A 12862-nucleotide genomic window follows, 5' to 3' on the forward strand; every position below is an offset into this window, starting at 1 on the left:
CGCCGGAAACGCCTTGCAGGCGACAAATTGTTTGGCCACATAGACCTATGAGCCGCGCTCCTTTTCTTGTTGCTTTATGCCTTGCCGTCAGTACGGCCGTGGCCGTGCGGCCGGCGCTTAGCGCCGAGTCGCCGTTCGAGCCGGGGCTGATGCGGCTGGCAGAGGTCCTGGGGTCGCTGCATTTCCTGCGCAATCTGTGCGGGGAGAAGGGCGACCAGTGGCGTGGCCAGATGGAGAAACTGCTCGATTCGGAAAATCCCGACCCGGAGCGCCGCGCCCGCCTCATCGCCAGCTTCAATCGCGGCTATCGTTCCTTCGGCGGCACCTATACCCAGTGCACCGCTTCAGCCACCGAAGCCATCAGCCGCTATATGAAGGAAGGCGAGACGCTGTCGCGCGACATCGCCTCGCGCTATGGAAACTAATGCATGTCGCCCAAAGTGCCCCGGCCTTGGGGACGCGACATGCGTGAGAACAATGACCTAATGCGCGTTGCATGACTCTGTTTCGACGCCACGCGCTTTAGGCAATCCATCAACAGATATCGGGGGCATCATCGGACATGTTGGAGAAATCCGGCTTGTACCGGTCTGTGTCTTGGTGCAATCCTGATGTTGCACTTCTGCAACAGCGTTAATCAAACGTTACCGCACGAATGCGAAATTAACTCAAACTGAAGGTTTTCGACCCGCAGGCCGGCCTAATCGGCTAAGTTTGATCCGGATTGAAACGCAGCTTCGCCAGACACAGCCGCTCCCTGTAAAAGACGATCAAAAAAATGTCGTATTTACAGATACTTACTTAGGCTGCGTGTAAACGGAACAAATCAAGCATGACCCCCATTGACGGGTCGCCGCTTGAAAGGGTGGACATCGCTTATGGAACATGGTGTCAACGACATCGACGCGCTGGTCAGGGAAGAAAAACGCCTGACGGCGGTGGAGAGCCACAGCGAAGCTTGGGCTGAAGGCCTTTCGGCCGGCATCGAGCCCGAGATCATTGCCGAGGCGGCGCTAGAGACCGCGTTCGGTGAAATGCTGCGCGCCAACGGCGAGACATCGGCCCTTGCCCTGCTCGACCGCATGCGTGAAAAGGTTATTGCTGGCGCCTTCGAACCCGAGCGGCTGCGGCACTGAACCGACATCCGGTTCTTTGACGATCGAGTGCCGTTTGGGCATCATGCCCGGGAGCCAAGGAGATACGGGCAGTGAATTTTCCGATGTCAGGCCGGTCGAAGGGCCTGGTGCTCTACATCCGCCTCGCCGCTTGTTGTGCCGCGATTGCGTTTGTGACGTGCCTGGCCAGCAGCCCGGCCTATGCGCTGAGCGAAATCCAGCGCGAAGAGCTTCCCTCACCCGTCACACCGTCAGCGGATGACGACGCTTCGTCGCCCGGCGGCGCGATTCCCATGCCTGACCCGATGGGAACGCCGCCTTCGACCGGCCAGCAGCCGGCCGCTCCGGACGCGGCGGAGCCCGACAGTCCAGCGGATAGCGGCAGCAACAGGCCGCGTGTCGATCCCGAAGCACCCTTGCCGGAAGTCGTCTACGACCTCGGCAAGCTGCCGGAGCCCGTGCGGCGCATGCACGACCTCATCATCGAAGCCTGCAAGAGCGGCGACATCGAGAAGCTCAGGCCCCTGATCGGCAAGGGCGACAGCATGACCCAACTGTCGCTGGCCGACATCGACGGCGACGCCATCGCCTTCCTCAAAGGCCTGTCGGGAGACCCAGACGGCCAGGAGATCCTGGCCATCCTGGAGGAAGTGCTGAATGCCGGCTATGTCCATGTCGACGCCGGAACACCGCAGGAACTGTATGTCTGGCCGTATTTCTTCGCGCTGCCGCTGGACAAGCTCGACGCCAAGCAGCGGGTCGAACTGTTCAAGATCGTCACCGCCGGTGATTTCGACGACATGAAGCAGTTCGGCGCCTATATCTTCTATCGCGTCGGCATCACGCCCGCCGGGGAGTGGACGTTCTTCGTCGCTGGCGACTGAGCGACCCTCGACAAGAGAGGTTGAGGAAGCCTATCCCGGCAGCGCCTCGGAAAACTCCACCGCCCTACCTTGCCCAGGCGTCACGATCTCGCCTTCCCACATGACGCGGCGGCCGCGAATGACCGTGCCGACCGGCCAGCCGGTCACTTCCTTGCCGTCATAGGGCGTCCAGCCGGCCTTCGAGCCGGCCTGGGCATTGGTGATGGTCTCGCGCCGCTTCATGTCGACCACAGTGAAGTCGGCGTCGTAGCCTGCGGCGATGCGGCCTTTTCTGGCCAAGCCGAAGATACGCTGTGGACCGTGGCTGGAGAGATCGACAAAGCGCTGCAGGGTCAGCCGGCCGGCGTTGACGTGGTCGAGCATGATCGGCACCAGCGTCTGCACACCGGTCATGCCCGAGGGCGAGGCCGGATAGGGTTTTGCCTTTTCGGCCAGCGTGTGCGGCGCGTGGTCTGAACCGAGCACATCGACAATGCCTTGTGCGATGCCATGCCAGACGCCGTCGCGGTGGTGGGAGGCGCGTACCGGCGGGTTCATCTGGATCAGCGTACCGAGCCGGGCATAATCGTCGGCACTCAGCGTCAGATGGTGCGGCGTCGCCTCGCAGGTCGCGACGTCCTTGTGCTGTTCAAGGAACAGAATCTCCTCGGCGGTCGAGATGTGCAGGACGTGGATGCGGGCGCGAGCTTCGCGCGCGATGCGCACCAGCCGTTCGGTGCAGCGCAAGGCGGCGATCTCGTCGCGCCAGACCGGATGCGATGACGGATCGCCCTCGATGCGTTCGCCCAGACGTTCGCGCAACCTGAATTCGTCCTCGGAATGGAACGCGGCACGACGGCGGGTGTTCCTCAGGATCGAAGCGACACCTTCGTCGTCCTCGACCAGCAGATCGCCGGTGGACGATCCCATGAAAACCTTTATACCCGCCGCCCCCGGCAGCCGCTCGAGTTCACCGACATCCCTGGCGTTATCGCGGGTACCGCCGACCCAGAACGCGAAGTCGCAATGCATGCGGCCGCTGCCGCGCCGGACCTTGTCGGCAAGTGTTGCCTCGCTGGTGGTCAGCGGGTTGGTGTTCGGCATCTCGAACACCGCGGTGACGCCGCCGAGCACCGCCGCCCTCGATCCCGTTTCCAGATCTTCCTTGTGCTCCAGTCCAGGCTCGCGAAAATGTACCTGGCTGTCGACGACACCGGGCAGGACGTGCAAGCCGCGGCAGTCGATTGTCTCACCGGCCGAGGCCTGGCGAAGATCGCCGATGACCGCAATGCGCCCGTCCTTCACGCCGATATCGCGTTGCCCCTCGCCGTCATGGTTGACCACCGTGCCGCCTGTCAGGATGAGGTCGTAGGTCATGGGCATGCTCTCTTGCGGGGGGAGTGTCAGCGGCTTACGTAATGGCCAACCGTTTTGCAAGATCAGGCTTTTATCCTCCCCATGCCCTTTGCCCTGCTGAAAGACCGCGCGCTCATCTCCGTTTCCGGCCCGGAGGCCGAGCACTTTCTGCAAAACATCCTGACCACCGACCTCGATGCACTCGGCGAAGGCGAAGCAAAGCCCGGCGCGCTTTTGACGCCGCAAGGCAAGATCCTGTTCGATTTCCTGATCTCGCGTGCCGGTGAAAACGCCTTCCGACTGGAATGCCGTGCCGATATTTCAGATGAATTCATTCGCCGGCTGATGCTCTACAGGCTTCGTGCCAAGGTCGAGATTGCCAAATCGGAACAAGCGCTTGTCACTGTTGCGTGGGGAAAAGAGTCAATCGCGTCGGAAAATGATTCAACCGTGTTTGCCGACACGCGCTTTCCCAATGAAAGCGTCGCGCGCTCGTATGCCGGCCCCCAAGACGCCGGCGACGACGACGCCTGGCAAGCCTTCCGCATCGCCCACGGCATTGCCGAGAGCGGCGCCGATTATGCGTTGGGCGACGCCTTTCCGCATGACGTCCTGCTCGACGAGACGGGTGGCGTCGGCTTCAGGAAGGGCTGCTATGTCGGCCAGGAAGTCGTCTCGCGCATGCAGCATCGCGGCACGGCGAGGCGTCGCGTACTGATTGTCCAGGCAAGTCCTCTCCTGCCCGCCGCAGGCACCGACCTCACCGTCGAGGGACGCCCGGTCGGTACGCTCGGCTCGAGTGCCGGCGGCACGGGACTTGCCATTGCCCGCATAGACAGGGTCAAGGCAGCGTTGGACGCCGGCCAGCCGATCCTGGCGGGTGATGTCCCGGTGACGGTGACCATTCCCCCATGGGCCAAATTCCGTTTTCCTCAGGAAACCGTCAGCGCGGAGGAAGCCTGATGGCGGCGGACCGCGCCGGTGCGCCGCCACGTGCCTGGCAGCGCATGCTGTCCGGCCGTAGGCTCGACCTGCTCGACCCCTCCCCACTCGACATCGAGATTTCGGACATAGCCCATGGGCTTGCCCGGGTCGCCCGCTGGAACGGCCAGACCAGCGGCGAGCATGCGTTTTCGGTCGCCCAGCATTCGCTGCTGGTCGAGGCCCTGTTCAACGAACTGGCGCCACAAGCTTCGGCCGATGACCAGTTGGCCGCGCTGCTGCACGATGCGCCCGAATATGTCATCGGCGACATGATCTCGCCGTTCAAGTCGGTGATGGGCGGCAGCTACAAGGACTGCGAGTTGCGCCTGCAGCGCGCCATCCATCTGCGCTTTTCCCTGCCGCCCGAACCGGCCGCGGCACTGCGCAGGGAGATCAAGCGTGCCGACCAGATCGCCGCCTATTTCGAGGCAACGCTACTCGCCGGTTTCTCCACCGCCGAAGCGACCGAATTCTTCGGCCGTCCGCGCGGTTTCTCCGCCGAGCGCTTCGATTTCACACCGCGCTCGGTGACCTCGGCGCAGAATGCCTTCCTGAAGCGGTTTTCAGGGATCGAGAAGTCGCGGCACCCAGTTGCGACGTCGGCGGTAGGGTAGAAAACGCTAAATTAACCGGAACGGATAACAGTGCGGTGTTCGATCACGCACCGCAGGCGCGCCTCATGCCCGTCGTGGATGTCAAGAATGGTTCGGTCGTCCCGGAGCGGGTGGCCGAAGGCATGGAGCACTCGCGCCGCATGGAAGACGAGCTGCGCGAACAGAACGAACGCTTTTCAGCCGCCGTCGAGAACATGTCGCACGGCCTGTGCATGTTCGACGCCGACGAACGCATGATCATCTGCAACGGCAACTACCTCAATATCTTTCGCCTCGACGCCAAGCTGATACGTCCTGGCATCCGCTTCATCGACATCCTGCGGCACAGCGTCGACATCGGCATCGCCTCGCAAACCGCGGACGAGCTTTATGCCATCCGCAAACCCTATATCGACCAGGCGAAACCCTCGACCTATGAGGAGACGCTGTCGGATGACCGCATCGTCAGCATCTCGCACCGCCCGCTGGCCTTGGGCGGCTGGGTTTCGATCTACGAGGACATCACCGAACAGCGGCGCGCCGAGCAGGAGCTGAAGGAGCAGCACCGCCGCTTCGACGCCGCGCTCGCCAACATGTCGCAAGGCCTGCTGATGTATGACGGCAACGGCAAGATGATCGTGCGCAACCGGCGCTTTCTGGAACTCTACAACGTCACAGCGGCGGACTTCCCGCTTGGGACAACGCACCGCGACGCGCTGGAACGGTTGCTGGAACTCGGCATCTATACGAAGATCGATGTCGACAGCGAAGTCGCCAAAACCGAAGCCTGCCTGGCGGCGGCAAAGATGCATTCGGCCTATCGGTATCTAACCGACGGCAGGACGGTTCTGGTCACGCACCAGCCGATGAGCGGCGGCGGCTGGGTGGTGACCTTCGACGACGTCACCGAACGCCGCCGCACCGAAGAGCGCATGACCCATCTTGCGCATCACGACACGCTGACCGGACTGCCCAACCGCTCGATGTTTCGCGAGCGGCTCGACCTAGCGCTGGACGATGACGCGGCTACGCCGTTGGCGATCTTCTCGCTCGATCTCGACCGCTTCAAGGCGGTCAACGACACCTGGGGACATCCTGCCGGCGACTGGCTCCTGAAAAGCGTGGCCGAGAGGCTGCAGCGCTGCCTGCACAATGAAACAGACATCGTCGCCCGTTTCGGCGGGGACGAGTTCGTCATCATGCAGTTCAATTCCAGGGGCATCGCCGAGGCGGAAAAACTGGCGAAGCGCATCGTCGAGGCAATCGCAAGACCGTTTCGCGACAAGAGCCGGGAGATGCATGTCGGTATCAGCCTGGGCATTGCCGTTTTCCCCAACGATGGCAGGGACGCCGATACGCTGCTGAAAAACGCGGATACGGCGCTCTATCGGGCGAAGAGCGAAGGGAGAAACCTGTATCGCTTCTTCGAGCCCGAAATGGACGCCGTGGTGCAGGCCCGCCGGGCGATCGAGGTCGACCTCGAGGCTGCGCTGCCGCGCCAGGAATTCGATCTCGACTTCCAACCCATCATGAACATCGCCTCCGGCGAGATCATCGGCGCGGAGGCCTTGATGCGCTGGCATTCCCCGGCGCGCGGCACCGTCGCGCCAGACGAATTCATTCCGGTCGCCGAAGAAACCGGACTGATCGTGCCGCTTGGCGAGTGGGCGCTGAGGACAGCCTGCACGGCGGCGGCAAGCTGGCCTCCCGGCTTGCGCATCGCGGTCAATGTCTCGGCCGTGCAGCTTAGAAGCGGCGGCTTTGCCCGCAGCGTCATCTCGGCGCTGGCCTTTTCTGGCGTGCCGGCCGCACAGCTGGAGCTGGAAATCACCGAAACCGTGCTGATGGACGAGAGCGAAGCCGTGCTCAAGACGCTGCGACAGTTGCGTGAACTCGGCATCCGTATCGCGCTGGATGATTTCGGCACTGGCTATTCCTCGCTCGGCTACCTCAGGCGTTTCCCGGTCGACAAGATCAAGATCGATCGCTCGTTCATTGGCGATATGGCCAATCACGACACCGCGGCGATCGTCCGCACCGTCATCGGGCTCGGCACCGAGCTTGGCATCGTTGTCACGGCCGAGGGCGTCGAGACCGAGGAGCAGCTCGACATGCTGCGCAAAAATGGCTGTGTCGAGGCTCAGGGGTACCTGATCGGCGTACCGTCAAAGGCATCGGATATTCAGCGTCTGTTGAAGTCGCGTGAACTGCACAGCCAGATCGGCTGACCTCAGGCCAAGGCGTCTTGTCACACCGTCCCGAACCGAGCTGTTCGAGAGTATGCCGTCGGGCCTCTATTGTTCCGCCGCGCCATCTATTTGGAGATCAGTTCCCAGCTTGGTCTCGACAGGCGCGCCGCCATAAACGCAAAGCGGCCGCATCGATGTACTCTCGATGCCGGCGGCGGTTCCATGCTGCCGCTCGGCCAGATAACCGAACAGCATTTTGACGAAACCTTCGACCGTAACGTCAAGGCGGTGCTGTTCACGGTGCAGAAGGCGCTCGCACTGCTGACCGATGAGGCCTCGGTGATCCTGACCGGTTCGACAGCCGGCTCGACCGGCGCGGCCGCGTTCAGCGTCTACGGCGCGTCCAAGGCGGCGCTGCGTAACTTTGCCCGCAGCTGGATTCTCGACCTGAAGGAGCGGCAGATCCGCGTCAACATCCTCAGTCCTGGCCCGACCCGTACGACAGGCCCCGCCGAGCTTGCCGGACCTGAAGCCCAAAGCCAGAAGGGCTTGCTAGACTTCCTTGCTGCCCAGGTGCCGATGGCCGGCTTGGCGATCCTGATGAGATCGGCAAGGCGGCGGTGTTCCTGGCCTCGGACGATTCCAGCTTTGTCACCGGTGCCGAACTGTTCGTCGATGGCGGCATGGCCCAGGTCTAACCGCTCATGCCGAAAGGTCGCGCCCTCGACCGGACGCGACCGATTGCCGGCTGCCCGGCATCAGCGCAATGTCTCTATGTATTTTTCATGGAAGCTGACATAGCCCGGCTCGATCACCTTGAGATGCTGCTCGATCAGTGCGTGAAACTGCGGCAATTGGTGAAACGGCACACCAGGATAGGCATGATGCTCGGCGTGGAACGGCATGTTCCAGGCAAGCTTGCGCACCACCCAATTGGTCAGCGTGGTTCTGGTGTTCTCCAGCATGTTGGCGACGAACGGACAGCGGCCGTGCTCGGCCAGGAGATAGAGGCGCAGAAACGGCTGACCGAGCAGAGCCGGAATGATCCAGACATAAAGGAGCGCAGAGAGCTGGAAATGGACTGCGAGCAGAATGAGCACGGCGTAGAAGACAATCATGGCGCGCGCCTCGGCGCTAACCTTGGGTCGACCTTTCGGCGGCACATAGCTTTCCTGGCTGCCGCCGGCCGCATTGGCGTAGAGCGTCTTGATATGGCCCCACCACAGCGGAATGCCGGAGACATACACGAGATACTGCCGCAGCGTTTCCGGCTTGGGAAAGGCCAGTTCCGGGTCGCTCTCGGGATCCTGGGTGAAGCGGTGATGGGCGAAATGGAAATAGCGGAACCAGTCGGCCGGCAATGCAAGCGCCACGCTGCACACCCGCGCCACTGCATCGTTCAGCCACTGCGTCTCGAAGGCGGTGCGATGAACCGTCTCGTGCAGCAGCGTGAACAGGAACACGATCAGGATGCCTTGCGGCAGCATCAGCAGCGGCCAGAATGGCACCTTCGCGGCAATCAGCGATCCAATGATCACAATCGCACCCCAGTGGGCGCCGAGTTGAACGAGACCCGCGGCGTCGGACTTGGCGGTCAGACGGCTGCGTTCTTCCGGGGTTAGTGACGCGATTATGTCGCGATGGTCCATCGGCTGGATCCAGGCTGGCGATTTGACGACGCTTACCCTAGCCGCTGAAAAAGCTTTCCAAAAGCCACGATTCCTGCGATTTGGATAAGCTTATCTTATCTATATGGCGATCATGGTCACATCTCCGTCGCTTAAAGGGCTTCAGGCTTTCGAGGCCGCGGCACGCACGGGCAGCTTTGCCGCGGCGGCGGAGGAGCTTTCGGTTTCGGCCGCCGCCGTCAGCCAGCTTATCCGCACCGTCGAGGAACAGATGGGCCGCAGGCTGTTTCATCGGGTCAACCGCAAAGTGGCCCTCACCGAGGCCGGCGTGGAGATGCTGCCACGGCTGACCATGGCCTTCCAGGAAATCGGCAGTGTCTCGCGCGAACTGGGCGGCGACGCATTTCGCCCGCGCCTGGTGGTCTCGGTGCCGCCGTCCATGGCCATGGGCTGGCTTTCGCAGCGTCTGTCCGGTTTTGTCGCAAGCCATGGCGCCGCCGATATATCGCTGCGCGGTGACGACGACCCCGTACCGTTCGACCGCGAGTTGATCGACATCAGGCTCTCTTACGGTCCGCACTATCGCGAGCACCCGACCGAGGATATCACCCGGGACGCTGTCTATCCGGTCTGCGCACCATCGCTTTCCAGCGCAATCAACGCAGGCGACGGTCCGCTCGCAGGGCTGCCGCTGATCCACACCGACTGGGGTCCGACCGGCGCATCGTTTCCGTCCTGGCGCAACTGGTTCGAGGCGGCCGGTGTCCAACCTGGCCGGGCAGCGCAGCGCGGCCTGTCGGCCAACTCGTCGCGTGCGGCGCTCGACCTCGCCATTTCGGGGCTGGGCGTGGCGCTGGCACAAGGGGTCTATTGTGCCGAAGCAGTGGAGGACGGCAGGCTGATAAGGCCGGCAGCCGGGGCAATTGCGCTACGCCAGCCCTATTGCCTGACGATTCCGGAGCGCAGCGCCAGACGCGATGTCGTGGCGGCGTTCCGTGACTGGCTGATCAAGGAATGCCAGCGCATGGTGGGCTCACCGGCGTTGCGTTGAACCGATACGCGATGGTCACAGGTGTCCGCTCAAGGCCACCACCATGTCCTTGCTGGTGGCCACGGGAACGATCTCGAATTCGACCAGATCAGCCCATTCGATGACCCAGCGCTGCAGAAGCGTGACGTCATCGGCCTCGACGAGCAGGAAGCAGCGGCTCATATCCGCCGCGATCCAGCTGTGGTGCACGACAAGTTCCTCCGGCTTCAGACGGCCCCGGTCGCGAAAGCGGCGGTAAATGTCCTTGCGATCGCAGCCGGTGAAATCCTCGATCACGATGAACTGCATGTTTCGCCCCTGGAGCATTTCAGGAAAAGTGTGAAGCGGTTTTCCGTCCGGAATTGCTTCAAAACAAAGAGATAGAGCAGCTCGCCGTTTCCGTGAAACGGCGAGCTGCTCGGGTCGAACTATTGCCGCCCCGGCCGGTCGAGCCGTTCCAGAAACCACTGCGTCAGCCGGATCCAGACCTCGTCCTTTTCGCCGGAATCCTCCCAGCCATGGTCGAGATTGGGATTATCGTTGACCTCGATGACGAAGACGCCGTCCTTGGTCTCCTTGAGGTCGACGCCGTAGAGGCCGTCACCGATGCAGCGTGCCGCCTTCACCGCCGTCTCGACGACATGGGTGGGCGTCTCCTTCAGCGTGAAGGTCTTGATGCCGCCCTGGTCGGGCTTGCCACTGGCCTTGTGGTTGACGATCTGCCAGTGCTTCTTGGCCATCAGATAGTGCACGGCAAACAGCGGCTGGCCGCCGAGCACGCCGACGCGCCAGTCATATTCGGTGGGAATGAATTTCTGCGCGATGAGGAGATCGGAATCCTCCAGCCATTCCGTGGCGAGCGTCTTCAGTTCCTCGAAGTTGGCGCATTTCTTGACGCCACGCGAGAAGGATGAATCCGGGATCTTCAGCACCAGCGGGAAGCCCAGCGTCTGCGCCGCGAGTTCAAGATCCGAGGTGCCGGCGATCATCACCGTCGGCGGCACCGGAACCTTGTTGTAGGACATCAGCTCGTTGAGATAGACCTTGTTGGTGCAACGGATCATCGACAGCGGATCGTCGATGACGGGCATGCCTTCCTGCTGGGCGCGGCGGGCGAAGCGATAGGTGTGGTTGGAGATCGACGTGGTCTCGCGGATGAACAGCGCATCGTAGTTCGCCAGCTTGGCGAGATCCTTCCTGGTGATGGGTTCGATCTCGACACCCATCTTTTCGGCGATCTTGGCCCAGTAGCGCAGCGACGAAATTTCCGATGGCGGCAATTCCTCATGCGGATCGACCAACGTGGCGAAGGTGTAGCGCGCCGGCGTGCGCCCCTTGGTGTCGCGCCATTCGCGGTTGGTGTAGGTCTCCAGGCACTGGATGAAGCTCTTTTCCTCGTCCTCGGTCATGCGCGCCAGCGGATGAAAGCCGATCTTGCGGATCGAGGCCCATTCGGCGCTGTCCTTGATGTGCACCTCGAGCGCCGGCGCCCGGAACCAGTCGAACAGGAGCTTGGCGAAGCGGTCCCAGACCTTTGACGGGCCGATGCCGAAGAAGATGCAGACCTTGGGGGGAAAGGAGCCGCCGAGATCCTTGCGGCATTTGTTGAGCGCCAGTTCCAGTTCGGGCAGCGCATGTTCGTAGAGTTTGCGCTCCGACAGGTCGATCATCGTCTCGACGGTCGGGATAACCTTGTGGCCGCGCGAGCTCGCCAGCAGCGAGGCATAGTAGCCGCGGCTCTGGTAGCCGTAATTGTTCGACAGGTTTATGACCTTCGGCCGCTGGCCCCGAAACAGCGAGGGATGCGCGAGGTAATCGCGGTTGGTGATGATCTTGTGCGGTGTCGCCACCTGGTCGAGATCGCTCTGCCGGCCGGTAAGAATGACCCAGGTCATTGTGTGTCGCGCTTCCCCAGAGTGATGGCGGCACGCAGTCCGTCGCGGCCGAACTGCGCCATGTTCATGAAGATGCCGTAGGGCACTGGAATGTTGGCGGCATCAAGGATGGTTTCCTGCCTTTCGTCCTCGACCCAGGGATCGTGGATCAGAATATGATCGCCGTCATCGCCGATGGCCAGCACCCAGTGCGGCACCTTCTTGCCGAACATCAGGAAGCCGCTGATCAGCACCAGCACCAGTTTTCCCGCGGCGATCGCGGTGCGGATATCATCGATGGCGAACGAACGGTAATTCACCGGGATGCCGTAAAGTTCCGCGCGGCGGCGAAAGTCGACCTGGGCCAGTTCCATCACCCGGCGCTTCTCCTCGCTGCGCACCGACTGCAGGAACAGCGCACCGTAGAAGGAAACAAATATCTCCGCCGCGAGCCCGCTCTCGTACCCCGACACAGCCAGGCCGAACGGCTCGCAGCCGCCCGGTCCGGACATCATGAAGACGGTGGTCGCCTCACGCCAAAGGCGGATTTCCATCACCGGATCGGGCACGAAGTCGCGGTCGAAATTGGCCATCGCCATCATCAGGCAGCATGGGCCGCAGGTGAACTCGCAGGTCTGCTGATAGAATGGCACCCTGGTGGCGACAGGAAGGTCGCCGCGCAATGTCTTTTCATAACGAAGCGCCGTCGCGCCGTCCTCGTAGTAGCCGGGCTCGCGGCCAATCTTGCGGTAGCCGGCCTGCTCATAGATGCGGATGGCCCGGTCGTTGTCCTCGCGCACTTCGAGACGCAGCATCATACGGTCGTGCTCGAAGGCTGCCTCCTCCGCCGCCGACAGCAGCCGGCGCCCGATGCCGAGCGCGCCGAAAAACGGTCCGACGGCTATGGAGTACAGCCGTGCCACCCCACTGCCCTTGCGAAACAGCACGATCGCATAGCCGGCGAGGCGGCCATCGACTTCGGCGACCAACGTCTCGGCGGTCTCGCGCTCGATGAACAGGCGAAAAGAGCGGCGGGAAATGCGATCGCTCGAAAAAACGGCTTTCTCGATGGCGGCGAGATCATCGACGTCAGAGGCGCGGGCCGTGCGGATCTCGGCAGGCATGCGACTTGAGAAAACCTCGATTGCGTTGCGGGAACGGCCCCGGTCAAAAGCGTCGCAAACACCGGCCGAAGCGCCGATATTCATCAAGCGCTATCGCTCCTTGATT

At 62.3% G+C, this 12862-nt stretch carries 12 protein-coding genes and 1 pseudogene; 8 read left to right on the plus strand and 5 right to left on the minus strand.

Features of this window, described 5'->3' with window-relative positions:
• Positions 1-47 precede the first annotated feature (47 nt).
• The 3 genes from EB231_RS25200 to EB231_RS25210 all read left to right on the plus strand — a co-directional run bounded on the left by EB231_RS25200 (position 48) and on the right by EB231_RS25210 (position 1999).
• Positions 48-425, plus strand: coding sequence for a TIGR02301 family protein (locus tag EB231_RS25200; protein WP_172351195.1), 378 nt, complete (start codon positions 48-50; stop codon positions 423-425).
• Positions 426-878: 453 nt separating this feature from the next.
• Positions 879-1136, plus strand: coding sequence for a hypothetical protein (locus EB231_RS25205; protein WP_008874920.1), 258 nt, complete (start codon positions 879-881; stop codon positions 1134-1136).
• 71 nt (positions 1137-1207) lie between these two features.
• Positions 1208-1999 carry a hypothetical protein gene (locus tag EB231_RS25210; RefSeq protein WP_172351196.1) on the plus strand — a complete coding sequence of 264 codons (792 nt, stop codon included), beginning with the start codon at positions 1208-1210 and terminating at the stop codon, positions 1997-1999.
• 30 nt (positions 2000-2029) lie between these two features.
• On the opposite strand, the gene EB231_RS25215 is transcribed toward EB231_RS25210, so the two are convergent.
• Positions 2030-3361 (minus strand): dihydroorotase, encoded by a 1332-nt coding sequence (locus tag EB231_RS25215; RefSeq protein WP_172351197.1) that lies wholly within the window; start codon positions 3359-3361, stop codon positions 2030-2032.
• A 75-nt stretch (positions 3362-3436) separates the two neighbouring features.
• Between EB231_RS25215 and ygfZ the strand changes: the two genes are divergently transcribed.
• From ygfZ to EB231_RS35230, 4 genes and pseudogenes are all read left to right on the plus strand, one after another.
• A complete protein-coding gene (gene ygfZ, locus EB231_RS25220) occupies positions 3437-4297 on the plus strand; it encodes a CAF17-like 4Fe-4S cluster assembly/insertion protein YgfZ (protein WP_172351198.1) in 861 nt (286 codons plus the stop codon).
• Positions 4297-4932: an HD family hydrolase gene (locus tag EB231_RS25225; protein WP_172351199.1), complete on the plus strand. Its 636-nt coding sequence runs from the start codon at positions 4297-4299 to the stop codon at positions 4930-4932. The genes ygfZ and EB231_RS25225 overlap by 1 nt, the downstream gene beginning before the upstream one ends.
• Positions 4933-4997: 65 nt before the next feature.
• Positions 4998-7139 (plus strand): putative bifunctional diguanylate cyclase/phosphodiesterase, encoded by a 2142-nt coding sequence (locus tag EB231_RS25230; protein ID WP_172351200.1) that lies wholly within the window; start codon positions 4998-5000, stop codon positions 7137-7139.
• 165 nt (positions 7140-7304) lie between these two features.
• Positions 7305-7798, plus strand: a pseudogene (locus EB231_RS35230) (SDR family oxidoreductase); the annotation flags it as partial.
• A 60-nt stretch (positions 7799-7858) separates the two neighbouring features.
• Here EB231_RS35230 and EB231_RS25240 read toward each other — a convergent pair.
• The gene (locus EB231_RS25240) at positions 7859-8749 is read right to left on the minus strand and encodes a fatty acid desaturase family protein (RefSeq protein ID WP_172351201.1); all 891 of its coding nucleotides are present in this window, start codon (positions 8747-8749) and stop codon (positions 7859-7861) included.
• Between the two features lie 112 nt (positions 8750-8861).
• Between EB231_RS25240 and EB231_RS25245 the strand changes: the two genes are divergently transcribed.
• Complete coding sequence (locus EB231_RS25245) at positions 8862-9779, plus strand: LysR substrate-binding domain-containing protein (protein ID WP_172351202.1); 918 nt, start codon at positions 8862-8864, stop codon at positions 9777-9779.
• 15 nt (positions 9780-9794) lie between these two features.
• Here EB231_RS25245 and EB231_RS25250 read toward each other — a convergent pair whose 3' ends face one another.
• The 3 genes from EB231_RS25250 to EB231_RS25260 all read right to left on the minus strand — a co-directional run bounded on the left by EB231_RS25250 (position 9795) and on the right by EB231_RS25260 (position 12756).
• Complete coding sequence (locus tag EB231_RS25250) at positions 9795-10067, minus strand: DUF3303 domain-containing protein (RefSeq protein ID WP_172351203.1); 273 nt, start codon at positions 10065-10067, stop codon at positions 9795-9797.
• 119 nt (positions 10068-10186) lie between these two features.
• Complete coding sequence (locus EB231_RS25255) at positions 10187-11653, minus strand: RimK family protein (RefSeq protein ID WP_172351204.1); 1467 nt, start codon at positions 11651-11653, stop codon at positions 10187-10189.
• A complete protein-coding gene (locus EB231_RS25260; protein WP_172351205.1) occupies positions 11650-12756 on the minus strand; it encodes a peptidase C39 family protein in 1107 nt (368 codons plus the stop codon). The genes EB231_RS25255 and EB231_RS25260 overlap by 4 nt, the downstream gene beginning before the upstream one ends.
• Positions 12757-12862 lie beyond the last annotated feature (106 nt).

Origin of the sequence: Mesorhizobium sp. NZP2298 (assembly GCF_013170825.1) — a bacterium.
Lineage (GTDB): Bacteria > Pseudomonadota > Alphaproteobacteria > Rhizobiales > Rhizobiaceae > Mesorhizobium.